Below are 26,283 nucleotides of genomic sequence, written 5' to 3'. Positions count from 1 at the left end.
AAGCAGCTATTTAGTGATATCACTAAATGTTAATCAATGTCCCCTTTATGTCCCACTATTTTCGACCAATGTCCCCTTCGCGTCCCCCTATTTAATTGAATGTTATTTAAAAAAAGAGAAGGAAACCTTCTCTTTCATTTCACTTTTTTATTGGTTTTTTCGACGGAATTTAGCGATGTTGTTTCTTAAACTTTCGCCTGTATTTTGACCAATTTGATAGGTGTGTTTAACCGTTTTTACTGATTGACTGCTCCGCACATTATCAGAAATTATGCTTCCAACATGACGAGTTTCTCGATCAGTTCTTTTTTCTTGTAGTGGTGTTTTCATATTAGATTCTCCTTGCATTTCAGATGAAACCGAAGGGGAATTTGATTGTGAAAAGGAAGGTGGTGAAGGACTGGGATTGTTGTAGTCACCTGACATTTTCTCATTTTTTTGTATATCGCCATTGTTGATTTGGCTTGGCGATCCAGATGAAATGGAGTGTGGACTGTTTACAGCTGCACTCCGTTTTCCATTACCGGAGACACCATTCAGAGCCATTTGATCATGTAATCCCATTACTTTTCCTCTTCCTGTTTGCCCTTCTTCTTGTTGTTGTTGTTGTGCCATTTCTTGTTCAATTGAAGAAGAAACTTCTTGCGTTCCAATTTCGAATTCCCAGGAACCTTTCGAACCATTTGGACTTTGTTTTTCTTGACTTTGATCTTGTGCTTTTAAATCTACAGAATCACTACTTTCGGAACCATTCGGAGTCTGTTCTCTGGATTGATCCTGTCCTTTTGCTCTAAGGCCTTGTGCCATTCCTGCAACTCCTGCAATACCACTTACACCCTTCAATGCGGCCGATTTACCTTCACTTGATAATCCTTTCAGAGTATTTGCAGCACCCTTTGTTGCACCGGTTACACCTTTTGCAACGGCGTATCCACCAGCTACGGCTCCCCAGCTAGATTTTAGTCCTGCATCAATACCAAATAACCGTTCAACGATATTGGGGCCATCAATTACAGCAAGAGAGAAAGCAAATAATGCAATTAAATAGGCTACACCATCCAATTTATCGGTAATAAATCCTGTACCAATCAGATAGATTTTCATTGATAGGAAAATCATAATTGTCACTAGAAAAGTATTTAGGATACTTTGAAGGATTTGCTTTGTCTTTTGCCCCGAATGAATATCAGCAGGAGCTATAATGATAGCTAATACATAGTTGAATGTTAATTCAAAGAATAGTTTTGCTAGTTTTATAGCGATTGTCAGCATTGTAAAAGCCGTTATGCCTAAAGTGATTGCGATTGTCCAAAAGTTCCAGTTCCAACGGTAATATTTTTCTTTAAAAGCAGTAAAGAAACCATTATCTAATTTAACTTTCTTGGCATTACCAAGATCGTCATACTCCAAACGATGAGTGTAAACCTCACGCCCTGTATCTGTCATTTTTTCCCCTGCAAGTTCAAAATCTTTATCAATAGATTGTGTGATATTAATTTTTAAAATTCGATCTTTTGGAATTCGGTTTGGATGTTTAAGTTCAGTTGTAGTCCAACCCGTTACGTCAAATTGAGCAAGGTCAGTCATATTTTCTTTAATAACTTTTTGACTAATTGAACCTTCTTCAACAACATCAATAGATTCAATTGCTTTATCTGTGAATTGATTTGCCTTTTCCATTCCTTCTTGTATCAAAGCGAAAAAAAACATTATCATAAACACATTCACTATAATGGCTTCACGATCCAACTTTTTTTGAAAAATGAGCTGATATCCTGTGTAGAGAAGCGAAAACCCCATCAATATCACAGAAAGGGGAATAAGAAATTCAACAAAACTTGTAATTTCAACACTGTCGTAGAACATTTTTAATCCCAGGATTGAATCCGTTATGTTTGATAGGGAATCAACAAGCCACGCAAGGCCTTTTATAATGACCCATCCTATCCAACGAAGCATATAACTGATCGGATTCGTTACTTCGAGAAAATCAGAGAATTTTTCAAGTATCCTTGCTACTTCTTCATCCATGCAATCTCCTCCTAGTTAACTTTTAAATCCCCGTATTTCAGTAGTTAACTTAGTTTATTTTAGTTAACCTATTTCGAATGTTTTTGCTGCACACTTTGAACAAATGTTTCTACTTTAAAATAAATATCATCTTCTGAGAGATCGATAAAATCTAGTTTCTCTTTTACTTCACCATCTTGATAAAAAGCAAATGTTAACGAGTTCTGTTTTAGACCAAGCTTTGAAGTATCTTCTTTAGCAAGATAAATATTTATGTCAACGTTTTTTACTTTAGCCACACGTTCAATTTCCTTAATATTAAAATCTTCTTCTTCTTTTCTGCTCTCAAATGGTGACCTTACATATAAAAAGCCTGTTTCAAATTTTTCAGCTTCCTCTAGACTCAATTCAGTTGTTTTACCATTTCCTTTTACATCATCACTCCCACAAGCTGAAACATACAATACAAGGAAGAAAACAAGACACCCATTAAGAATCTTTTGAAAGTTCATTTATAAAATCTCCTCTCAATTTTTATAATAATATTGCACCTTTCACAGTTTTGCATGGAGATTTATAAACATAGAAAATCATATCTTCTGTTCCTTCTAAAACGAAAGCTTCAGTTAAAATGCCACCTTTTTCTTCACACTCATTTATGTGTTCCTTTAATATTGCAGCTTGAATTCGATTTAAGGATTTTTTCATTTTCATGATGATTTTTTCTCCTTCCGGTATAGTATAGGATTAGGTTTATTTAAAAATATGCTTCCTCTTGTAATAAAGGAGCTTTTTCAGGTTCTTCATACCAGTTATTTATAAGAATATAATCGAAAATGCTCACCTATTTGCTCACCTGAGATTGAAATATCATGACACTATGTGAAGTTATTCTAGGTGGCTTTGACTAAAAGTGTTGATATTATTACCTTGTTACTTCCTATTAAATTATTAATTGAATGGGCGGCATGATGTAATCATCGCCTTAAATCCTCTAATAAAGGATTTAACGAGGGTTCAGAAATGAAAGCTCACCAAACATGTGAATATCTTTAACGTTGAAGGCCTCCCACGGTTTACTGTGGGAGGCTTTTTTATTTGTCAGCGAGGACAAAAACTTTTCAGGAAAACTTTACACCTCATTTTCCGACAAACTTGGTGTAATTTAAATTGAGTTCTTAAAACGTTGGAAATCTGCTCGCCTCTTTTTTTCCCTCCTATTTAAATAAGGTCTTAAACTAAAAAATACACTCTCATAAGATATGCATAAATTTTAGATTATATGGAAAAAGCTTATCACTTTCTCTGTGGTGATTGACTATTGACTTGATGAAACATATCGTTAATGTGAAGAAAAATAGAAGAAGGCGATTGTACATGAAAACTGCTATAGGCATGATATTGGAAGAACGAATATAGCAATTGAATTTGTACAAGAGGGTGGAGACGTCTTAACAGCACATGTATTTCCGACCTAAGTAAAATACCAGGTTACGCTACCGACATGATTGATCGTGTGTATTAGAAATCAATGCAACAGTTCCCAACCACCACAGGAATCGGTATAGGTACTCCGACTCTGCTAGATTAGAAACAAGTAACGTACTAAATCCACACAATCTAAATCGTGGCATGGTTATCCTCTGGTACGAAATATTGATAGCGCTTTCCTAATGCCGACTCATGCAGATCAAGTATTAAATCCTTAGCTGTTTGTATTAGGTGGTGGTGCCATCATCGAACAGCCAGAATTTTATTAATGGCTAGTAGGAAATGATCAATTACCTTTTACACCTTACTGAAGATAGAAAAAGCGTCATGGTACATGGACGGGAATAAAGGGTGCTGCGGCTACTATCCTGTCGAAGAATTGAGATATAGGAGGGGAACAAAATGGAACTTAAGACTACTGCGCATATTATTTCTCACTCCCACTGGGATCGTGAATGGTATATGCCTTTTGAAAAGCATCGTTACTACTTAGTGAAGTTGATGGATACACTTATCGATTTGTTTGAAAAGGGGGGGGATTTTCAGAGTTTTCATTTGGATGGACAAATGATTATTTTGGAAGATTATTTCCAAGTTCGTCCTGATAAAAAAGAATTGATTAAAAAGCTAATACAAGAAAAAAAGATTCATATTGGTCCTTGGTATGTGTTACAGGACGCATTTTTAACAAGCTCGGAAGCGAATGTCAGAAATATGTTGTATGGATTACAAGCTGCAAAGGAATACGGTGCTGTGTCAAAGGTAGGGTACTTCCCAGATACATTCGGCATTTACGGGCAAGCGCCTCAAATGCTTCAGCAAGCTAATATTAATACTGCCGCGTTTGGGAGAGGTGTAAAACCAACCGGATTCAATAATATGGTGAGCGATGCGAAATCATTTGAATCGCCTTTTTCAGAACTTAAGTGGGAGTCGCCGGATGGTTCGGCGGTGCTTGGTGTGTTGTTTGCGAATTGGTATTCCAACGGCAATGAGGTACCAGTAGATAGAGAGAGTGCGAAAAAGTATTGGGAAACAAAACTAGCTGATGCCAAGAAATATTCTTCAACATCAAATCTTCTTTTCATGAATGGTTGTGATCATCAGCCAATTCAAGTGGATATAGGAGAAGCAATCAAGGTGGCTGAAGAACTTTTTCCGGATATCACGTTTGTACACTCAAATTTTGATGATTATATGGAAGTACTTCAGGAATCTTTACCAGAACATCTCCAGACGATTACGGGTGAACTGCGGAATCAACGTACAGATGGGTGGTCAACTCTTGTAAATACAGCCTCTGCCCGTATTTATTTAAAGCAGATGAATCAAGAGTGTCAAACACTTTTAGAAAAAGTGGCTGAGCCACTTTCTGTGTTTTCATATTTCCTTGGTCATGAATATCCACGTGATTACTTACGGTATGCATGGAAAACTTTGATGGAAAACCATCCACATGACAGTATTTGCGGTTGTAGTGTAGATGAAGTACATCGAGAAATGGTAACTCGTTTCGAGAAGGTGCAACAGACTGCTTCAACTATTATCGAGGATAAGGTTAATGAAGTTGTATCTCATATTTCAACAAAACAAAGTTTTGTTGATGAGGGAATGATTCCAGTAGTTGTTTTTAACACATCTGGAAATACACGAGATGTGGTTATTGAAAAGGAAATTGAACTAGAAAAAGTCTATTTTTCAGATATGCCTTTTTCAGAGATTCCAGTTTTCCTTGGTTCGAAGGATTTACCTCATATAAATTTGGTTGATAAAAGTGGTAAGGTACAGGTTTGTAAAACAATGGACCTTGGTACCCGTTTTGGATATGAGTTACCAGGAGATGGTTTCCGACGTCCCTATTATGCAAGATTGATCAAATTAACATTCCTAGCTCAATCTCTTCCGGGCTATGGATATAAAACATTTTATCTCAAACCGGCCAAGGAAACGAAGTTGAATGAACAGCCATCGATTAATCGATGTGCTCGTGAATTGGAGAATGAATTTGTTCATTTGTTTGTTCATGAAAATGGTTCGTATACATTGACTGATAAACAGACTGGTAAAGTATTCGAAAATCTAGGAATCTATGAGAATAGCGGGGACCTTGGTAACGAATATATGTTTAGGAAGCCAAACGGTGAAGTTCCACTTACAACGAAAGATTTAAAAGCGGAGATAAAAGTAGTTGAAGACCATTCATTACGTTCCGTTATAGAACTTGTTCATGAGTGGGAGATTCCAAAAGAGGCAGATGAACAGTTTCAACGAGAAAAGGAGCTATTAGTTTGGCATAAGGACCGGCTATCAGGTCGATCTTCTGAAAATGTAAAAATTCGTTTAACTACCCAAATACAGTTAGATCAAAAAGCGAAGGGGCCTTCTGTGAAGGTTACAATTGAAAATCAAGCAAAGGATCATCGTCTACGTGTTCTTTTTCCGACTAATCTAAGTACAAATGAACACTATGCAGACAGTATTTTTGAAGTGGCAAAACGTCCTAATATACCTGAAAGAGAGTGGGACAATCCTAGTTTCGATCATCACCAACAGGTTTTTGTAAGTGTAACAGATGGAAAGCATGGGATAACAATTGCGAATAAAGGATTACATGAGTATGAAATCCTTGAGGAACAACAAACAATAGCCGTTACGATTCTCCGTTCAACTTCTGAGTTAGGGGATTGGGGTCTATTTCCGACACCAGAGGCTCAATGTATCGGTACGTACCAAGCGGAATGGATGGTTATCCCTCACAAAGGTACAGTGGTTGAGTCAGAGGTATTCAAAGAGGCGTATGACTTCCAAGTGCCTGTGATTACTGTACAAACAGATGTACATGAGGGGGTACTTCCAACCGAAAAGACATTTTTTACATGGGAAGGTAAATCATTAGCAATCTCTTCTATTAAGCTAGCGGAGGAAAGAGATGATGTAATTGCTCGATGGTTTAACACATCTGAAAAAGAAACAATGGTAAACGCTCAACCAATGCATGGTACGAAAAGCTATAAGAGTACTATCGTTGAGAATGTGAAAGAACCATTAGAAAATACGCAAGTTCAAGAAAAAGTAAAACCGTTTGAAATTATTAGCCTTGGTTGGCAAGCGAAGGAGTGAAGGTAATGAACACTGAGAAAACAATCCCACAATCACTAACTTATTTAATTGAAAAGGTGAAGGAGAATTTTCCTGAAGATAAAAAGCTTCAGGAAATGTTTGAACAATGTTTTGTTAATACGTATCAAACAACACTAAAGCCACAAGAAGATGGATCAACATTTGTCATTACTGGTGATATTCCAGCTATGTGGTTAAGAGATTCAGCTGCCCAAGTACGTCCATATTTACTTGCTGCTGAAAACGACGAAGAAATGGCGAAATTAATTGAAGGTGTTGTTCGTCGTCAAATGATCTATATCATTCATGACCCATATGCAAATGCATTCAATGAAACCGCTAATGGAAATGGCCATCAAGATGATAAAACTGATATGTCCCCAATGACATGGGAACGTAAATATGAAATTGATTCACTTTGCTATCCAATTCAGCTTTCTTATCTTTTGTGGAAATCAACTGGAAGAACGGCCTACTTTGATGACACATTTGTAAAAGCATTGAACAAGATTTTGAATGTCTGGAGAGTGGAACAAAATCATGAGGATGAATCACCATATAGCTTTGAAAGATTGGATGTAAGACAATCAGATACTCTGAACAGAGATGGGAAAGGATCTAAAACTGTGAGAACAGGAATGACTTGGAGTGGATTTAGACCAAGTGATGATGCTTGCTTATATGGTTATTTGGTACCTGCAAATATGTTTGCGGTAGTAGTACTAGGTTATGCATCAGAAATTTGTAGAGAAGTTTTAAAGGATGAAAGTCTTGCAAAGCAATGTGAGCGACTAGCTTCTGAGATAAAAACGGGAATAGAAGAACATGCAGTGTTAGAACATCCGATTTATGGAGATTTATATGTCTATGAAACGGATGGGATGGGAAGATATCATCTTATGGATGATGCGAACATCCCTAGTTTACTAGCAGCTCCTTATCTGGGCTGGTGTCAATTTGATGATAACATCTATCAGAATACTCGCCGCTTTTTATTAAGTAGAGATAATCCTTACTTTTATGAAGGAAAAGTGGCCAATGGAATTGGTAGTCCTCATACACCCGATCATTATATATGGCATATTGCATTAGCAATTGAGGGGATGACAGCTACAGATGCTTCTGATAAAAAGAGAATTTTGGAAGAGATGAAGCAATCTGATGGCGGAACTGGATTTATGCATGAGGGCTTCAATGCAGACCAACCAGAAGAATTTACGAGAGAGTGGTTCTCATGGGCGAATTCGATGTTTAGTGAATTTGTATTAAGTTTATGCGGTTTTGCAGTCAAGGGTAGTCCGCTTTATAAAAAGCTACAAGAAAACAATATCTAAATATAGTCACAGTACCGCATCTTGGTTGTTACAGAGGATGGATAAAATAATCTTACTAACAGGGGATGGGGATTTATTGAAAATTAGATATGGTCTTGTCGCTGCGTTCTTAGGTTTGCTTTTAGTTTGTGTACTTCCGGCTGCTGGTTTTGCAAAACAGCCGGAATCATCCTATTGGTTTCCTGAAACATTATTAAAATGGAGTCCAGAAAATGATTCAGATGCTGTATATAACAAAAGTACTGTTCCATTAGCTGATAGAGAAATTGTTTTCAATGTGAATGAAACATCTCAGGCAGAAGCTAAATTGGTTGCATTATCGGCATTAAATCCCAACACGAGCGGGGTTCCATCTCAAGGGGGAAATAAATTTTTTGCCAATACATTTAGCTACTGGCAGTATGTTGATTTAATGGTGTATTGGGCGGGTTCTGCCGAAGAAGGAATTATTACTCCTCCAAGCGCTGATGTGATTGATGCTTCTCATAAAAATGGCGTTCCCATCTTAGGTACTATTTTCTTTCCACCAATAGCTTACGGAGGACAAGAGAAATGGGTGGATCAAATGCTTACACAGCGTGAAGATGGGTCATTTCCTGCTGCTGACAAACTTTTAGAAGTTGCCAAATATTACGGATTTGATGGCTGGTTTATCAACCAAGAAACAGCAGGTGGAAATAATGAAACCGCACAAAAAACGAAAGAGTTTTTAAAATACCTACAAGACAATAAGCAAGAAGACATGCACATTATGTGGTATGACTCAATGGTAGAAAACGGATCAATTAACTGGCAAAATCACTTAACAGATCGTAATAAGATGTTCTTACAAGATGGTCATGACAGAATCTCCGACAGTATGTTTTTGAATTTCTGGTGGACGAATCAACAAGCTTCTCATGATAAGGCATTGGAAATTGGTAGAAGTCCATATGACCTATATACGGGCATTGATGTAGAAGCAAATGGAACTAAGACAAACATTCCCTGGAATGGCATTTTCCCAGAAGGACAAAAACCTTTAACTTCCTTAGGGATTTACCGTCCAGACTGGGCTTTTAAAACAACTGAAACAATGGAAGCGTTCTATCAGAAAGAACAAGAATTTTGGACTGGAAAAGCTGGGGATCCTCGCAAGACAGGTGAAAATGGAAACTGGAAAGGAATGGCTCACTATTTTACGGCAAAAACGGTGATTCAAGAGCTTCCGTTTATCACCCATTTTAATACAGGTAGTGGGAAATTCTTTGCAGTAGATGGTGCTACACAAAGTAAAGAAGAATGGAATAATCGTAGTTTACAAGATATTTTACCAACATGGCGTTGGCTAAAGGATAGTAAAGGGGAGTCTCTAAATGTTGATTTCGATTGGGATACAGCATTTTACGGTGGTAGCTCTTTGAAGATTTCTGGTAACCTAACGAAAAAAAATGCGACACATGTAAAACTCTACAAAACGAATCTACAAGTTGAAAAGGATACGGAGATCTCTGTAACTTACAAAACTGATGTGAAAAAGCCTAACATGAAGCTTGGTATAAGCTTTGTGGATCAACCTGATGATTTTGTGTTTTTTGATGTAAAGAAAAATAGTCGAGATCAATGGGTCGAAAAAGCATTTAACTTAAACAAATATAAAGGGAAGAAAATTGCGGCGATTTCTCTATTTTTTGAGAGTGAAGAAGCAATAAAAGATTATCAAATCAACATCGGAGAAATTAAAGTTACAAAAAAACATAAGGATAATGAAGTCCCGGCTATACCAGCGAAAGCTAAGGTGAAAAATCCATCTTTTTCGGAAGGACTATATGCTGATTTAGATTTATCTTGGAATCCAGTGAAAGGTGATATTCAGCATTATGAAATTTATCGCAACCTTCCTAAAGGTAAAAAAGAATTTATCGGAGCAGTTCCAAACAATGCCTACTATATTTCGAATTTACGCAGAAGTGGTAAAGAAACAGCAACTACTCTAGAAATCGTAGCTGTAACTACTGATTTTGTTCGAGGCAGAGCAGCGAAGGTAATGTTAAAATGGCCTGCATACCCACGACCAAAGGCAGACTTTAGCGTAAATCAAACAGTCGCGGCGCCAGGTGAAGAAATCCAGTTTTTCAACCATTCATCTGAAGCGACAGAAGAAGTCGAATGGCAGATTGAAGGTGGTACACCTTCAATAAGTACTGAGAATAATCCAGTTGTAAAGTATGAAGAAGAAGGAGTGTACTCCGTTACCCTAATCGCTAAAAATAGCGAGGGAGAAAATGCCCTCACAAAAGCAGGCTTTATTACAATTTCAAAAGATGCAAAAAACCTTACTAACGTTGCTCTAAGCAAAACAGCAACTGCTAGTGGTCAATGCAGCCCTTCTGAAGGACCAAAGTATGCAATGGATGGAATCGTGACAAATAATAGTAAATGGTGTGCAATTGGTGCAAATCATTGGTTACAAGTGGACTTGGGTGAGGCTTATAATCTATCAAAGTTTGTTGTTAAACATGCTGAAGCAGGCGGAGAGCCAGCTGCCTTTAATTCGAGGGCTTTCACAATTGAGGTAAGTCATGATGGTGAAACTTGGACGAACGCAGTAAATGCCACAAATAATACAGATGCTATTTCAGAACATTCCATTAAAACGACAGAAGCTCGATATATTCGCCTGTCTGTCCAACAACCAACACAAGGTGGAGACCAAGCAATTAGAATATTCGAATTCGAAGCATATGGATATTAAGTAATATCATAATCGGAAAGGGGATTTTCCCTCTTTCCTTTTATCATATTGGTAGGGGATGAAAAGTATGGGGAGAATGTTACAAGAAGTAAGTGATTGGATTGTTAGGTTAGTATGGACGAATATTCTTTGGTTTGTATTTATTGTTGCTGGATTAGGTGTTTTTGGGATTATGCCGGCAACTGTCGCTTTATTCGCTGTTACACGAAAGTGGAAGATGAAGGACCTGGATATTTCCTTATTGAAAACATTTAAAGAAACCTATAAAAAAGAATTTGTCCGTTCAAATTGCATTGGGCTGATTTATACAGTAATTGGCTTTTTTTTATATGTCGATTTAAGAATTGCTGAAAGCATGGAAGGAACGTTTTCCGTTATTCTTTATGTCTTTATTAGTTTTATCATTCTTTTATTTTTGAATGCTATTGTTCACTTTTTCCCTCTGTATGTACATTATCATTACTCACTAAAGGATTACATAAAACAATCATTTATCATTTCGCTTATTAGTCCTTTTTCCACATTAATGATTTGTATTGGTTTGTTTTTTATTGGCTATTTAATCACGAATATGCCGGGACTTATACCATTTATTTCAGGTGTACTACCTGCATATTGGATTATGAATGTTTGCATAAAAAGGTTTAAAAACCTAGAACAACAGCAATCACACGTAAATAAACAGATGAAGATCGAGGAAAGTATAAATTAATATAATAATGGGAGGGGAAGTATATGTTTTTAGTGGAAAGAAAGCTAGAAGCAAGAATACAAGAATTGGCACAGTACCGCTATCGGGATGGAATGGAGATTGGTCATTTTAGTACAATGGAGGATGAGGGTGTAGTAGGCACATATCCTCCTATGCAAAAGGGTGAATCGACTTTACAACTAAGAGAGCAATGGACGGGGCGAGACCGGTATCTTTGGCTACATACCGATGTTGAACTTCCGATGGAATGGGCTGATAGAAAAGTAGTTGGTTTATTTGACTTTGGACGTACAGGCGGAGGAAATAATTCCGGATTCGAATCATTATTATTCTTAAATGGAAATCCATACCAAGGTGTTGACTCTAACCATCAAGAAGTATTTTTTCCACCAACCGAAATAGGTAACACTGTGAAATTAGATTTCAGACTTTGGTCTGGACTTGAAGGTGGTGGAGAGCCAAAGGAGCAAACGTATACGCTTGAGATGGCTAAAGTGGCTTGGTTAGACGAAGCTGTAGATGATTTATATTATACATCCTTAGCAGCGTGGCAAACAATTATAGAACTTGATGATGACCGAACAGAAAAGCATGCAATCATAAAAGCATTGAATCAAGCTTTTCTAAAAATAAATTGGAGTAAACCAGGTGATGAAGCGTTTTTTAGTAGTTGTGAGATTGCTAGTGTGGAATTGAATAAAAGTCTTGGCGAAATCGAAAAACATCATCCTGTGACCATTCATTGTGTTGGTCATACACATATTGATGTTGCGTGGCTATGGCGTTTAAAACATACACGTGAAAAGGCTGCTCGATCTTTTTCTACTGTTTTAAGATTAATGGAACAATATCCTGAATATTATTTTCTCCAAACACAGCCACAGTTATATGAATATATTAAAGAGGACTACCCAGAAATCTATGAAAATATTAAAAAGCGTGTAAAAGAAGGTCGTTGGGAAACGGAGGGGGCAATGTGGTTAGAAGCAGATTGTAATATTCCTAGCGGGGAATCACTAGTGAGACAAATTTTGTATGGGAAGGAATTTTTCAAAAGGGAATTTGAGGTAGATTGCAAGTATCTATGGCTGCCAGATGTATTTGGGTATTGCTGGGCACTACCACAAATTTTGAGAAAGTCGGGAATCGATACATTTATGACAACTAAAATAAGTTGGAATCAGTACAATCGTATGCCAAACGATACGTTTAATTGGCGAGGAATTGATGGGACAGAAATCCTGACTCATTTTGTAACCACTCCAGAACCTTGGAATTCGGAAGATTCATGGTTTTATACATATAATGGGCTGATTACCGCAAAGACTGTAAACGGTACATGGAATTCATACCGGAATAAGGATGTTAACCAAGATTTACTTCTTTCCTATGGGTATGGTGATGGCGGTGGAGGCGTCAATCGAGAGATGATAGAGCTGCGTCGCAGATTTGAGAATATGCCAGGACTGCCAAAAGTAAAAACGGCAAAAGCTGGAGAGTACTTTCAAAAGTTACACGAAAATATGGAGAATTCAAATGAGTATGTCCACACTTGGGACGGTGAATTGTACCTTGAATACCACAGGGGGACCTATACAAGTCAAGCATATACAAAACGAATGAATCGTAAGCTCGAGTTGAGTTATAGGGAGTCGGAATGGTTGTCTGTGTGGAACTCTCTAGTGTCTTCATGGGCGAAATATCCTAAGCAGCAGCTTGATGAAGGTTGGAAAATTATTTTGCGAAATCAATTCCATGATATTATTCCTGGCTCATCGATTAAGGAAGTATATGAAGATGCAAAAATGGAATATAACCAAGCAGAAGATATACAACTCGAAATAGATCGGAATAATTTCAATGAGTTCATAGAACCTAAACAAGGAACGTATACAGTCTTCAATGCAACGAGTTGGCAAGAACAACAAAGTGTGTTCATCCCATACGATCAAACGAATGATGTGGTTGGAGGATGGATATCAGGTTCAGGTGCTATTCTAAATAGCCAACGCACTGATAATGGTTGGTTTGTTGAATTAGAGGAGACCAAACAATTCGGTGCCGAAGAAATTCGATTCATACAAGATCTTATGGTAGAAAATAAAACACCATTTCTTATTCAGGGAATGTTGTTGGAAACACCTTTTTATCTAGTTGAATGGAATGACTCCATTCAACTGACTCGTATATTCGATAAGGAAGCTAGGCGTGAAGTACTTGCAAAACAAGGAAAAGGAAACATCATTCAAATTTTTGAAGATAAACCGCTAGCACATGATGCATGGGATATTGATTTGTATTACCAAGAAAAGATGGAGGAAATCCGTGAAGTCGTATCAAGTGAAGTTGTTGAAAATGGCCCGCTTCGTATTGTCATCCGGACGAAATGGAAGTATCAAAGTTCTGTGGTTGAACAAGATATGATTTTCTATGCTCAGAATAGGCGTATTGATTTTAAAACAAAAGTAGATTGGCATGAGCAACGTAAGTTAATGAAGGCAGCATTCCCAGTTGATATTCGTTCTACCGAAGCAACTTATGATATTCAATTTGGTAATGTTAAGAGACCAACACATTGGAATACGAGTTGGGATATGGCCCGATTTGAAACTGTTGGACATCAGTGGGCAGACCTTTCTGAAACAGGGTACGGAGTGAGTTTGTTAAATGATTGCAAATACGGGTATGACATTAAAGATCAAACGATACGGTTATCGTTACTAAAAGCGGCAATCTACCCTGATCCAACCGCAGATCAAGGAGAACATGAGTTTACGTATTCACTGCTGCCTCATCAGGGAGATTGGAGAGTTGGGCAAACAGTAAAGCAAGCTTGGTTTATAAATAATCGCTTGAAGGTAGTGAAGGGTCGCTTTTTACCAGCAGAAAGCTCGTTTATGAATGTGAATAACGATCATGTTAAGATCGATGCGATAAAGAAAAAAGAGGGCGATGAAGCAGTAATTATTCGCCTTCATGAGTATGAAGGACGGCGCGGAAATGTCTTGATTGAATTCCCAAGAAACGTTGAAAAATGGTATGAAACAAACTTGATGGAACAAGTTGATAGTAAGAAACAAACCGAACCAATCGACTTAGAAATCAAACCGTATGAAATAAAAACAATATTAGTCTATTTTCATGATGAAATAGGATAACATATCCCTCTGTCGGACGGTGGATCAACTTCACTTTCCGACAGAAAATACAGTAAAATGGTAGTTGAGTTAGGTAATCTGCATGGAAGGAGATAAGGGATGTTCTTTGAGATAGCAAGTCATCACGGGAGGATATAAAGGATGTTCTTGAATAATATGATAAGACGGCTAACGAATAAGATGTTTAGCAAAATTTTAATCACTTATTCTGTAATAATCCTTTTAACAATGTTTCTATTACTACTAGTATTATCACGATATTATACGGAAGTAATCATTCAGAAAGAAATGGACGCAAGTACAGAAACGCTAGAACGGGTTGAATCTTATCTCCAACAAAAAGATGAGCATGTACAATATGTTATGCAACAATTATATTTAAAAACAGATCTGATTTATAACGATATTGCATTCGCCTTGCAGCATGATTATGATTCATATTTAGCTTATCGACTAGATAATTACAGTGAAAACTCTTCATTTATTCCGAACAATCTTAATACTTTTTTTCAAGCGTATTTTAGCCAAGACCCTGATATTAATGCTGTGAGTTTAAAAAGTGTAAGCCCAGGTACAAAGTATGAATATATAAATAGCCATTATAGATGGAATAAATATAGTGATAAGAGAGAGCAGAAAAAAGGCAATCAGGAAGGCTTACCTGTTTATCCTCAAGACTTACAAACCCAGCAGGTTGAGTGGGAACAAGATAGGACTATCTTCAACAATATTCAGATATCGCGTTCCATCAATGATCCTGCTACACTTAAGAAATTAGGCGATCTGACGGTTTTTTATGATACAGCGGGAATCCAAGATTTGGTCCGATTGAGGCAATCCCAGTTTAAAGGAACAGTCCATATTTTTCAACGTAATGGTGATTATCTTTACTCGTCAGAAGATGGTTCCATTCCAGAACCATTGAAAGATATATCCTTTGAAACAAACTTTAAGAAAATAAAATGGAAAGGAAAAAACTACTATATTAATACACTGGCTGATGACCACAGTGGATACTTATATGTAGGTTTCATGCCTGAGGATGATATTAAGAAAGTGACGATTGTTCATAGGTATATGTTATTATTTACCGTTTCACTTTCTTGTATAGCAATTGCTGTAACCTATTTTGCCATGAGATCTTATTCTAAAAGAATTAAAAAAATAGAAACTGCCATTCACGAAGTTCGAGATGGAAACTTGCAAATTAGAATACCTGATAGTAGGGGAAAAGACGAGTTAACAGCCATATCGGAAAGTTTCAATGATATGTTAGATGATCTAAACATGTATATTAAAGATGTATATGTTTTAAATATCCGGCAAAGAGAGGCTGAAATGAAAGCGCTTCAGTCACAAATCCAGCCGCATTTTCTATATAATACGTTAGAAGCTATTCGCATGAAAGCTATAGCAGACGGATCTAAACCAACTAGTAATATGATTTATAGTTTAGGACAATTATTTCGTTATTCGTTAAGTAGTAAAGAAATCGTTCAAATTTCTGATGAAATTCAACATGCTAAAGAGTTTATAGGTCTAAATCAGATTAGATATTCTAACCGCTTACACGTAACGTACGAGATTCCAGAAAATTGTTTAGACGAAAAGATGCTCAAATTTACCCTTCAACCCCTTATTGAAAATTATTTGATTCATGGTTTCCGAAAAGAAACAAGTAATAATGAATTACTAATAAAAGTGCAAAGAATTGGTGGGTCAATAGAAATCGTAATAAAAGACAATGGCAAAGGCATTCCGATAGATAAACTATGGGCTATCCAAACTAAATTATTGGAAGGAAACACCACATCCGAGGGCTCGATTGGGCTGAGTAATGTTCATCAAAGAATTCAACTAAAATACGGACAAGATTTTGGAATTCAGATTAGCAGTAAAGAAGGGGAAGAGACTATTGTAGAAGTTAGAATTCCAGCAGGTAGGAGGGAACAGATATAACATGTATCGAGTATTTTTAGTAGATGATGAACCATTTATTATTGAAGGCATGAAAGCGTTGGTACCGTGGGAAGATTACGGACTTAAAGTGGTTGGTGAAGCTTCTAATGGTAGTGAGGCTATCAAAAAGTTAGAAACGTGTCAGGTTGATATATTATTAACTGATATCATGATGCCCATAATGGATGGACTAGAGTTAATTAGTACGTTGAGGGAACGTCATCCTAATACAAAATATATCGTTTTATCTGGATACGAGGAATTTGAATATGTGAAAAAGGGTATGAAGCTAGGAATTGAAAATTATCTTTTAAAGCCTGTCAATGAGCATGAGCTCATTTCAACATTGCAAAATAGTATAGAGAAACTTGAGAAATCTACCAATAATGAAGAAGCCTATACTATTTTAAGAGATAATACAATTTGGCGATGTCTTAATCAAGACATCGATGCAAAAGAATGGCGTGAGAGAGTAGAGTTATATAGTTTGGAGTTTAACGGTCAGAAGCTAGCTGTCATTTTAATGCAAATTTCAGATGAGATTGAACATGAAAAATCTTCTTTTTTCAGAAAAAGAGTCGAGGAGTTATTTCAATCTGTCTGTATTGTTAATCCAGATGGCGAACTGATTCTTGTAGTTTCGTTTAATTGTGAAGATGCCCTTAATAAAAAACTCGATGAAATGAATAGGCTATTTTCTGGGTATGTTTCTGGAAAGTATCACATTAATGTTGGATCATTTGTTTGCTCCACAAGTGAATTGTATAAGAGCTATCAACGAGCAAAAGAGTTATCTAGCTATCGATTAGTGCTTAAAGAAAGTGGTCTCATAACAGATGAATTAATAAGGCAGTATACGCAAGCGAGCCTTTCTCCTTCGATTGAATTGGATGAACTAAAAAGATATATCGTTGGCTCAGAACGGGAAAAGGCATTTTTGTGGATCAAAGGTGCCTTTGATGAGATTAATAAATCGACCAAGAAGGTTGCTCCTACTATAATTAGAGGTTTCGCTATTGATATAGTTACGTCTATACAAAAAGATGTATCGTCACATGCAGGTAATCAAACAGTAGGTATTGTAAAGCGAATTTTAGAGGCCTATTCAGTTGAGATGTTGGTAGACATTATTATTGAGTTTATCGAAGTGATTTTTAAAACATTGAAACAAAAATCGGAGCATCGAAGTCCTATTATTCAGAGTGTGGTTCAATATATTCAAGAACACTTTTATGAAGAGCTTTCTTTAAAAACACTTAGCTATAAATTTCATATAAATGCTATTTACTTAGGACAACTTTTTCAGAAAGAAACCGGCTTAGTTTTCTCAGAGTACATTAATCATTTAAGACTCGAAAAAGCAAAGCAATTGTTGAGAGGGACTCATTTAAAGGCTGGTATAATTGGAAAGCAAGTTGGCTATTCGGATTCTGCTTATTTTTATAAACAGTTTAAGAAGGCGGTGGGGATTACACCATCAGCTTGGAGAACAATGAATATCAAATCTTAGGATCCCGTCATTCGGGATTTTTTTCTTTTAAGGAGTGCCTCCGATCCTAAAAGATACTGTATGAACTATCAAATGTTTAATAAGTACAGTAAATCTTGATATTGTTAACTTTATACATTTTTGACTTTTTCTTAATATAGATATGTAAGGGTTTTCAATATAAAGGAGGAGGGGCTTTGTGAATCGTATCAAGAGTTTTTTCCAAGATGTTTATAAGAATCGAGTGTGGCTCCTCATGGTTTTACCAGGAACCATTTGGCTATTGTTATTTTCATATCTTCCGATGTTTGGGACAGTCATTGCCTTTAAAAATTTCCGATATGATCCTAATGGTTTTTTTGCAAGTATCCTAAATAGTGAGTGGGTTGGCTTCGAGAACTTCAAGTTTTTATTCAATACAAATGACGCCTGGATCATAACAAGAAATACCGTTCTATATAATTTAGTCTTTATCGTTGTAGGGCTTATATTAGCGGTGTTTGTAGCAATCGTTCTAAGTGAGCTAGCAAATAAGAAGTTGTCTAAAGTTTACCAAACAGGCATGCTGTTTCCACACTTTTTATCATGGGTTGTTGTTAGTTATTTCGTATTCACGTTTCTGAGCGTAGATAGAGGACTGCTTAATAATATACTTGTATGGTTTGGAGTGGAGGACCCTATATCCTGGTATAACGAAGCAAAGTATTGGCCTTTTATTATCGTTCTAACGAGCATGTGGAAGGGTGTTGGTTATGGAAGCATCGTTTATTTAGCAGCTATAGTTGGGATTGATAAAAACTATTACGAAGCCGCTATGATAGATGGTGCTAATAAGTGGCAGCAGATTCGCAATATTACGATTCCGATGATCACACCGCTCATCGTTATTTTAACCATTTTAAACGTTGGCAGGATTTTTAGTGCAGACTTTGGTCTGTTTTTTCAGGTTCCTCGTGATTCAGGTCCGTTATATTCAGTAACAAACGTTATAGATACTTATGTATATCGAGGGATAACGACAATGGGTGACATTAGTATGAGTACTGCCGCTGGTCTTTACCAATCAATTGTAGGGTTTTCATTAGTGTTGCTGACAAATTATCTTGTTCAGAAGGTTGATAAAGAATATGCCCTATTTTAAAAAATCGAGAGAGAAAGGAGGGTGGCCGCAGTTTTGTGGCAAATGACAATGATGACTAATCATAATAGCTCTCAACCTACGCCATTAAATAAAGGCGATGCTCAAATCCAAATAAATCAACCTAACAGGGAAAGTAAGCGGAAGAAAAAGTACACACCACATGGTCTAAGCGGGTTTCCTAATCTTATCATGAATATTTTGTTAGGAACATTTTCTATCATGTGTATTTTTCCATTTCTATATGTAATCGTCATCTCTTTAACTGATGAGAAAACCTTGGCTCGGAATGGATATCAGCTGCTCCCTGAAATATGGAGTTTTGAAGCCTATAGATATTTGTGGCAAATGAAGGATCAATTACTGCAATCTTATACTATAACGATTGTAGTAACGGTGCTTGGTACCCTTGTAAGTGTCATAATGATTGCTTTATACGCCTATGCCATTTCTAGAAAGCAATTCAAATATCGCGGTTTCTTTACTTTCTTCGCATTCTTTACAATGCTTTTTAGTGGAGGACTAATTCCTTTCTATATAGTAGCAACTCAGTTTTTACATCTGCGTAACTCTATTTGGGCATTGATCTTACCACTTGCAATGAATGCATTTTACATTCTAATTATGAGAACCTTTTTCCAAAGGTCCGTACCTGAATCCATTTTGGAATCAGCTAGAATTGATGGAGCAAGTGAATTGAGAATCTTTGTCAAGATCGTTGCTCCGCTTTCATTACCAGGTCTTTCGACAATCGCCCTTTTTAGTACATTGGGTTACTGGAATGATTGGTTCAATGCATTGTTGTTCATTGATGAACCGCACTTGGTGCCATTGCAATCGATGTTGATGAAGATTGAAAACAACATAGAATTTTTAAGGCAAAATTCGTTAGCAGGCGGTGCTCAAAATGATTTATTAAGTGCAGTGCCTCAAGATGCTGCCAAAATGGCAATGGTTGTTATTTCAACTTTGCCAATAGCGATCGCCTATCCATTTTTCCAAAAATACTTTGTTAATGGATTGACAATCGGTGGGGTTAAGGAATAAGTGATTTTAGAAAAAAACAAATAAAAGGGGGGAGTTAAAATGAATAAAAAGTTCTCTATTATTCTAGTACTCTTATTATGTTTATCTACATTTTTAGCTGCATGTAGTGGAGGAAACTCAGATGAAACAGGCGGTAAAGCCGGTGATGAAAAACCTTATGAAATTACATGGTACACGATTGGAACACCTCAAAAAGATGTTGATAAAGTAATGAAAGAAGTAAGTAAGTACACGAAAGAAAAAATTAACGCAACCGTTAAAATGAGACAAATCGACTGGGGCGATTATGATCAAAAAATGCAAGTTATGATTGCTTCAGGTGAATCTTTTGATATTGCCTATACGGCTGGTGGAAACTATGTGTTAAATGCACAAAAAGGAGCATTTAAAGATCTAAATGAGCTCCTTGACACACATGGAAAAGAATTAAAAGCAACAATTGATCCAGCGTATTTAGAAGGGGCCAAAATTGATGGCAAGCTTTATGGTATTCCTTCTAACAAAGAAGTAGGTCAGCAAAGTGTGTACGTATTTAATAAGGAAATAGTAGATAAATACAATATGGATATTTCAAGCATTAACTCTTTAGAAGACTTAAAACCCCTATTGAAAACAGTTAAGGAAAATGAGCCAGACTTTACGCCAATTGCAACTTTCAAACCGTATTTACCATTTGATTATGTATTAGAAGACGAATTGCCGTTTGCCTTTCCTCTAGAAGGAGATAAAGGAAAGATAGTTAATATCTTTGAAACAGATATTATGATGGAAACGTTAAAAACAATGCACGAATTCTATAAAGCTGGTTATATAAAAGCAGATGCAGCAACAAGTACAGATCCTTGGCCGTTAGAAGTGCAAAACTGGTTTGTACGTAAAGAAATGTATCAGCCATATGCGGAATTAATATGGTCTCGTTCTGCAGGTTATAATGTAGCCGTTCAATCCATGCATGATCCGATCACATTTAATAACTCTGTAACAGGGTCTATCCAAGCTATCTCAGCAACGTCCAAACATCCCGAGAAAGCTATGGCGTTCTTAAATCTATTAAATACAGATCCATACCTTCGTAACTTAATCGATAGAGGTATCGAAGGTGTGCATTATGAAGAGGATGACGACGGTAAAATCAAAGATCTTCCAGCTCGTGTGAAGAACTATAACATGCCAAGTTACTCCCTAGGAAACCATTTCATACTTAAGTTATATGAAAATGATCCTGAAGATAAATGGGAAGCGTTCAAAAAATTCAATGATGATTCTGTTCAAGCGCCAACCTTAGGTTTCTATTTTGATACAAATCCTGTTCGTACAGAAATCGCGGCAATTGCAAACGTTGCTAATGAATTTGCACCTCCGCTATTAACTGGTAGTGTTGACCCTGAAGAATATCTGCCAAAGGCTAATAAAAAGTTTAAAGAAGCTGGATTAGATAAAGTGCTTGCAGAAATTCAAAAACAATATGATGAATGGAAAAAAGAAAGATAACATGTAGATTTCATTCAGGGAGCTAAGTCGGAAAATTAATTTTCCGACTGATTTCTTTTAAGGGAAGGTGAGGATAAGGAAATGAATGCAGAGGTAGAAAAGAATACTTACATGTTTCCAAATGACTTTTGGTGGGGATCTGCATCATCTGCAACACAAATGGAAGGATTTTCAGATGCAGATGGTAAAGGAAAGAATATATGGGACTACTGGTATGAAACAGAACCAAATCGGTTTTACGAAGGTATTGGACCTGAAAACACTTCCCTGTTTTATACGAAATTCATTGACGATATACGGCTCATGAAAGAAACGGGACATAACAGTTTTCGCTTTTCCATCTCATGGTCTCGCATGTTTCCTATGGGTCGCGGAGAAATGAACCCAAAGGCGATTGACTTTTATAATACCGTCATTAACACCTTACTAGAAAATAAGATTGAGCCTTTTGTGAATCTTTATCATTTTGACATGCCTATGGCTATGCAAAAAGAGGGTGGTTGGGAAAGCCGTTCTGTAGTTGATGCGTATGTGGAATATGCGTCTACTTGTTTTGAGAACTTTGGAGACCGTGTGCTGAAATGGTTTACACATAATGAGCCAATCGTACCTGTTGAATGCGGTTATTTATATGGACATCATTATCCAGCAGTTTGTGATTTTGGAAAGGCTGTTCAAGTTGGGTTCCATTCTGTATTAGCTTCCGCAAAAGCAATTAAGACATATCGTGATAAAGAGCTAGGAGGGAAAATTGGGATCATACTGAATGTTACTCCCTCGTACCCAAGGAGTGATCACCCTGCTGACTTAGATGCTGCTGACAAAGCGGATTTGCTATTTAACCGTTCCTTTCTAGATCCATCCGTCAAAGGCATCTTCCCTGAGAAGCTAATCGACATGTTAAGGATGGAAAACTTCTTACCTAAGTATTTAATTGAAGATTTGGAAATTATCCGTGACAATACAGTTGACCTTTTAGGGATTAATTACTACCAACCACGAAGAGTTAAGGCGAAGGAAAATATTCCGAATCCCAATGCTCCATTCATGCCAGAGCGGTACTTTGATCATTATGACATGCCAGGGAAAAAGGTGAACCGATACAGAGGCTGGGAGATTTATGAAAAGGGTGTTTACGATATTTTAAAAAACATCCAGGAAAACTATGGAAATATTGAATGTTTCATATCGGAAAGCGGGATGGGAGTTGAAGGCGAAGAACGCTTTAAGGATGAGAGTGGAATGATTCAGGATGATTACCGAATTACCTTTTACGAAGATCATTTAAAGTGGATACATAAAGCACTAAACGAAGGTGCCAATGTAAAAGGGTATCATGTATGGACATTTATGGATAACTGGTCATGGTTAAATTCATATAAGAACCGATACGGACTAGTAGAAGTAGATTTAAATAAAAACTATAAGCGTACAATCAAAAAATCAGGTAAGTGGTACAAAGAGTTATCTGAAAACAATGGTTTTTAATTATTAGAAGAGCGCTAATGAGCAATTGTTCTATCAGGATATCACGAAGGAAGTGAAGTGAATGGACAAGTATCTTCTTGGCATTGATTTGGGTGGGACCAACTTGAGAATTGCGGTTGTATCATTGGAAGGCAAACTTATAGAAGAGGTCAATGTAAAAACGGAAAGTGATAAAGGACCACATCATGTCATCGATAACATGATTAAAATATGCGAGGGGCTGTTACAGAAAAGAAATATTGAAGCGATAGGAATCGGAGCTCCAGGTCCTTTAGATTCGAAGCGAGGTATTATTTTAAACCCTCCCAATTTACCTGGGTGGGATGAGGTTCCTTTAGCCCTTATGTTAGAAAAAGCTTTAGAGAAAAAAGTAGTGCTCGATAATGATGCCAACGCAGCTGCTTTAGCGGAAGCAACGATTGGGGTAGGCAAAGGAAAAGAATCTGTTTTTTATATGACGATCAGTACAGGAATCGGCGGAGGATATGTATATCGCAATCAGTTGATTCAAGGAGCTAATTTCTGTGCGGGTGAAGTGGGTAACATGATGATTAATCAAGATGGTCCAATGCATCATATTTTGAATATTGGCTCTTTGGAATCTTTGGCAAGCGGTACTGCTGTGCATCGTCTCGGAAAAGAAAAGTTAGGTTTAACAGGACATGCAGGTGAAGTGTTTACTTTGGCGATGAACGGTCAGCAAGAAGCGAAGGAGATTGTTGATACGATGCTAACTTATTTGGCAAAAGGAATCTCCAATATTGTTCATACAATTGATCCCCATATGATTGTGTTAGGCGGGGGAGTCATGCAATCAAAAGAGTATATAATGCCGAATCTTATTGAAAAAGTAAATGATTATTTATATCCACAGATACGTAATAGAATACAAATTGAATGTGCCTCGTTAGGAACAAAAGCTGGTGTTATCGGAGCGGCACTGTTGGCGCAGCAAGTAAGTGAAGGGGATGACAATGAAAGCTTACATGGTGTTTGATATTGGCGGAACTTATATAAAGTATGCGGTGATGGATGATAAATCAAAGAAACTGGAATGTGGGAAGATTCCAACTCCTAAAGAAGGATTAGATATATTTTTAGATCAAATTACCGAAAAAGTTAATCATTATTCGAATTCGTTTGACATTCAAGGTATCGCTTTAAGTTCGCCTGGAGCCGTAGACGTGGAAACAGGGTTTGTTGGCGGTGCAAGTGCTATTCCCTTTATACATGGCGTTTATATGACAGAAAAACTAAAGGAACGAACAGGTCTGGAGGTGTCCGTTGAAAATGATGCAAACTGTGCGGCTTTGGCAGAAGGCTGGTTAGGTGCAGCGAAAGAAACTGATTTCTACATTTGTATTGTAATTGGTACTGGAATTGGCGGGGGAGTTGTGATTAACCAATCAATTTTACGTGGAGCTACTCTTCACGGAGGTGAGTTTGGGTACATGATAATGGGAGAATCATGTAAGAGCCCTCTACAATCAACTTGGAGCAAAGTTGCATCGACAAATTCACTTGTAGAAGAAGTTGAAATGAGAAAATCTCTAGTAAAGGGAACGTTGGACGGAGAAGAAATATTTCGATTGGCGGAAGCAGGAGACTCAATTGCGAATGAATGCATTACCAACCTATATAAGAAACTGGCAATGGGAATCTATAATTTGAAGTACATACTAGATCCCCAAAAGATCCTAATTGGTGGGGGAATCAGCAAGCGCCCGGATGTGATTGAAGGCATAAATAATGAATTGGCACAATTGAAGGATGATATCTCTACATTGGATATTACGGTTGAACCTTGTAAATTTGAAAACGATGCAAACTTAATTGGAGCCTTATTTCATTTCTTGAATCAAAAATAGGGAGCGTTTATAAGATAGTTATCCTCTTTTACCTATGCAAATTAAAACTGGTTGTACAAGAACTCATTTAGGGTGGAACAGCTCTTTATGACCATTTTGGCTATGAAATCCCTTCAGCAATTACAGGAGAATGTTGGGCAATTTCCGCTCATCCAAATCGGTATGTCAGCACTAAATCAACTTCCCTATTGACAAAAATGGAGTAACAAAAAAGTAACACAACCTCGTGTTACTCCATTAAATTTGTTAAAGATATTACATTTCCATTCATAAGAAAATGCTTGATAACGCCGTTTAGTTAGCATAGGTTAACTCGCGTTAAACATGTTACGTAGTGGAAATATGGGCGGCATGAAGTAATCTAATAAAGGATTTAACGAGGTTCAGAAAGAATGCTCACCAAACATGTGAATATCTTTAAAGTTGAAGGCCTCCCACTGCTTACTGTTGGAAGGCCTTTTCTTCGGAATATTTGGACATATGAGAGTGAATTTTTTTAGTTGTCCTCCCTATGGGCCTTAAGCTAAACTTCTTTTTGGTCTGAAACCGTAACTGAATTCACTAAATGGCTTTTCAAATAGTGGACTGAGAACTTGATGAATGGCTTGTTGAACAACCCTATCCACTACTGTTGGTATTCCCAATTTGCGTATCTTTCCATTTTCTTTTGGGATCTCCACTCTTAAGGCAGCTTGTGGTTGGTATTTTCTTGTTCTGATGCGCTGACGCAACTCATCCTTATTCTCTTTAAGATGTTGCTTCAGTTCTTCGACTGTTACTCCATCAACACCACTGGCACCCTAATTTTTATAAACACGTAAGTAGGCTTCGTTCATATTTTGATTACGTAGAATTTGTTCTAAAAGTTCCACACTCGTTTCTCCTTTCCTCTCACGTAGTAAGTGATAGCTCCATTTTTGGTTATCCTTTGAGGTACGCTCATACTTTCACCATTAACACATTCGGAGTTCGTCACTTGCGCATTCGTGGCGTTGAAACACTATAAATTGTTCATCCCTTCATGAAATTAATATCATTACTATGGCTTCTGCTGACTTCTTGCGATAAACCTTTTTCGACTGTACATCTGTACATCCGCAAGACCACCCAGGGTAAGACACCTATCTTTCCTCTTTTACTCGCCTAATTTACCCTACAAAGTTACGCACATCTTTTGGACTTTAACTTGCTTAGGAGTTTTATCCCTTCATAGAGCCTTAGTATCAGATTTCTGTTCGTCGAGT

Annotated in this window: 17 protein-coding genes and 1 pseudogene; 14 read left to right on the top strand and 4 right to left on the bottom strand. The window is 37.0% G+C overall.

Annotation, left to right across the window (positions count from 1 at the left end; genetic code table 11):
- Positions 1-147 precede the first annotated feature (147 nt).
- From ASU00_RS16035 to ASU00_RS16025, 3 genes are all read right to left on the bottom strand, one after another.
- On the bottom strand, positions 148-2,031 hold the full coding sequence (locus ASU00_RS16035; protein WP_057914481.1) for a pLS20_p028 family conjugation system transmembrane protein: 1,884 nt from the start codon (positions 2,029-2,031) through the stop codon (positions 148-150).
- A gap of 68 nt (positions 2,032-2,099) precedes the next feature.
- Entirely contained in the window at positions 2,100-2,522 is a 423-nt protein-coding gene (locus tag ASU00_RS16030; RefSeq protein ID WP_057914480.1) for a hypothetical protein, read from the bottom strand.
- A 22-nt stretch (positions 2,523-2,544) separates the two neighbouring features.
- Positions 2,545-2,724 carry a hypothetical protein gene (locus ASU00_RS16025; protein ID WP_057914479.1) on the bottom strand — a complete coding sequence of 60 codons (180 nt, stop codon included), beginning with the start codon at positions 2,722-2,724 and terminating at the stop codon, positions 2,545-2,547.
- 1,179 nt (positions 2,725-3,903) lie between these two features.
- Here ASU00_RS16025 and ASU00_RS16020 point away from each other — a divergent pair.
- The 14 genes and pseudogenes from ASU00_RS16020 to ASU00_RS26950 form a co-directional block, all read left to right on the top strand.
- Complete coding sequence (locus tag ASU00_RS16020) at positions 3,904-6,621, top strand: alpha-mannosidase (RefSeq protein WP_057914478.1); 2,718 nt, start codon at positions 3,904-3,906, stop codon at positions 6,619-6,621.
- Between the two features lie 5 nt (positions 6,622-6,626).
- Positions 6,627-7,955, top strand: a complete 1,329-nt coding sequence (locus ASU00_RS16015) for a glycoside hydrolase family 125 protein (RefSeq protein WP_057914477.1) — start codon at positions 6,627-6,629, stop codon at positions 7,953-7,955.
- Between the two features lie 37 nt (positions 7,956-7,992).
- Positions 7,993-10,689, top strand: coding sequence for an endo-beta-N-acetylglucosaminidase (locus ASU00_RS16010; RefSeq protein WP_057914476.1), 2,697 nt, complete (start codon positions 7,993-7,995; stop codon positions 10,687-10,689).
- Between the two features lie 67 nt (positions 10,690-10,756).
- Entirely contained in the window at positions 10,757-11,401 is a 645-nt protein-coding gene (locus ASU00_RS16005; RefSeq protein ID WP_057914475.1) for a YesL family protein, read from the top strand.
- A gap of 23 nt (positions 11,402-11,424) precedes the next feature.
- On the top strand, positions 11,425-14,559 hold the full coding sequence (locus ASU00_RS16000) for an alpha-mannosidase (RefSeq protein WP_057914474.1): 3,135 nt from the start codon (positions 11,425-11,427) through the stop codon (positions 14,557-14,559).
- Between the two features lie 141 nt (positions 14,560-14,700).
- Positions 14,701-16,518, top strand: a complete 1,818-nt coding sequence (locus tag ASU00_RS15995; protein WP_057914473.1) for a sensor histidine kinase — start codon at positions 14,701-14,703, stop codon at positions 16,516-16,518.
- 1 nt (position 16,519) lies between these two features.
- Positions 16,520-18,028, top strand: coding sequence for a response regulator transcription factor (locus ASU00_RS15990; protein ID WP_057914472.1), 1,509 nt, complete (start codon positions 16,520-16,522; stop codon positions 18,026-18,028).
- Between the two features lie 235 nt (positions 18,029-18,263).
- Positions 18,264-19,148 carry an ABC transporter permease gene (locus ASU00_RS15985; RefSeq protein WP_057914509.1) on the top strand — a complete coding sequence of 295 codons (885 nt, stop codon included), beginning with the start codon at positions 18,264-18,266 and terminating at the stop codon, positions 19,146-19,148.
- 189 nt (positions 19,149-19,337) lie between these two features.
- Entirely contained in the window at positions 19,338-20,192 is an 855-nt protein-coding gene (locus ASU00_RS15980) for a carbohydrate ABC transporter permease (RefSeq protein ID WP_057914508.1), read from the top strand.
- Positions 20,193-20,231: 39 nt separating this feature from the next.
- Complete coding sequence (locus tag ASU00_RS15975; protein ID WP_057914471.1) at positions 20,232-21,683, top strand: ABC transporter substrate-binding protein; 1,452 nt, start codon at positions 20,232-20,234, stop codon at positions 21,681-21,683.
- Between the two features lie 81 nt (positions 21,684-21,764).
- Positions 21,765-23,171 (top strand): glycoside hydrolase family 1 protein, encoded by a 1,407-nt coding sequence (locus tag ASU00_RS15970; RefSeq protein WP_057914470.1) that lies wholly within the window; start codon positions 21,765-21,767, stop codon positions 23,169-23,171.
- Between the two features lie 61 nt (positions 23,172-23,232).
- Complete coding sequence (locus ASU00_RS15965) at positions 23,233-24,168, top strand: ROK family protein (protein WP_057914469.1); 936 nt, start codon at positions 23,233-23,235, stop codon at positions 24,166-24,168.
- On the top strand, positions 24,146-25,039 hold the full coding sequence (locus ASU00_RS15960; protein ID WP_057914468.1) for an ROK family protein: 894 nt from the start codon (positions 24,146-24,148) through the stop codon (positions 25,037-25,039). Before ASU00_RS15965 ends, ASU00_RS15960 begins: the two co-directional genes overlap by 23 nt.
- A gap of 71 nt (positions 25,040-25,110) precedes the next feature.
- Positions 25,111-25,194 (top strand): annotated as a pseudogene (locus tag ASU00_RS26950) (hypothetical protein); the annotation flags it as partial.
- 363 nt (positions 25,195-25,557) lie between these two features.
- On the opposite strand, the gene ASU00_RS26290 reads toward ASU00_RS26950, so the two are convergent.
- Positions 25,558-25,665, bottom strand: coding sequence for a hypothetical protein (locus tag ASU00_RS26290; protein WP_236712755.1), 108 nt, complete (start codon positions 25,663-25,665; stop codon positions 25,558-25,560).
- Between the last annotated feature and the right edge of the window lie 618 nt (positions 25,666-26,283).

The sequence above is a fragment of the Peribacillus muralis genome, assembly GCF_001439925.1.
GTDB classification, from domain to species: Bacteria; Bacillota; Bacilli; order Bacillales; family DSM-1321; genus Peribacillus; species Peribacillus muralis.
This window is presented reverse-complemented; position numbering and strand designations above follow the sequence as displayed.

What these genes read in the sequence shown, in the direction of transcription:
- ASU00_RS15980 (WP_057914508.1), top strand. Translation starts at nt 19,338, where the DNA reads ATGAATATTTTGTTAGGAACATTTTCTATCATGTGTATTTTTCCATTT.
- ASU00_RS16020 (WP_057914478.1), top strand. Translation starts at nt 3,904, where the DNA reads ATGGAACTTAAGACTACTGCGCATATTATTTCTCACTCCCACTGGGAT.
- ASU00_RS16035 (WP_057914481.1), bottom strand. Translation starts at nt 2,031, where the DNA reads ATGGATGAAGAAGTAGCAAGGATACTTGAAAAATTCTCTGATTTTCTC.
- ASU00_RS16000 (WP_057914474.1), top strand. Translation starts at nt 11,425, where the DNA reads ATGTTTTTAGTGGAAAGAAAGCTAGAAGCAAGAATACAAGAATTGGCA.
- ASU00_RS15995 (WP_057914473.1), top strand. Translation starts at nt 14,701, where the DNA reads ATGTTCTTGAATAATATGATAAGACGGCTAACGAATAAGATGTTTAGC.
- ASU00_RS15960 (WP_057914468.1), top strand. Translation starts at nt 24,146, where the DNA reads ATGAAAGCTTACATGGTGTTTGATATTGGCGGAACTTATATAAAGTAT.
- ASU00_RS15990 (WP_057914472.1), top strand. Translation starts at nt 16,520, where the DNA reads ATGTATCGAGTATTTTTAGTAGATGATGAACCATTTATTATTGAAGGC.
- ASU00_RS15975 (WP_057914471.1), top strand. Translation starts at nt 20,232, where the DNA reads ATGAATAAAAAGTTCTCTATTATTCTAGTACTCTTATTATGTTTATCT.
- ASU00_RS15970 (WP_057914470.1), top strand. Translation starts at nt 21,765, where the DNA reads ATGAATGCAGAGGTAGAAAAGAATACTTACATGTTTCCAAATGACTTT.
- ASU00_RS16030 (WP_057914480.1), bottom strand. Translation starts at nt 2,522, where the DNA reads ATGAACTTTCAAAAGATTCTTAATGGGTGTCTTGTTTTCTTCCTTGTA.
- ASU00_RS16025 (WP_057914479.1), bottom strand. Translation starts at nt 2,724, where the DNA reads ATGAAAATGAAAAAATCCTTAAATCGAATTCAAGCTGCAATATTAAAG.
- ASU00_RS15965 (WP_057914469.1), top strand. Translation starts at nt 23,233, where the DNA reads ATGGACAAGTATCTTCTTGGCATTGATTTGGGTGGGACCAACTTGAGA.
- ASU00_RS16015 (WP_057914477.1), top strand. Translation starts at nt 6,627, where the DNA reads ATGAACACTGAGAAAACAATCCCACAATCACTAACTTATTTAATTGAA.
- ASU00_RS15985 (WP_057914509.1), top strand. Translation starts at nt 18,264, where the DNA reads ATGGTTTTACCAGGAACCATTTGGCTATTGTTATTTTCATATCTTCCG.
- ASU00_RS16005 (WP_057914475.1), top strand. Translation starts at nt 10,757, where the DNA reads ATGGGGAGAATGTTACAAGAAGTAAGTGATTGGATTGTTAGGTTAGTA.
- ASU00_RS16010 (WP_057914476.1), top strand. Translation starts at nt 7,993, where the DNA reads ATGGATAAAATAATCTTACTAACAGGGGATGGGGATTTATTGAAAATT.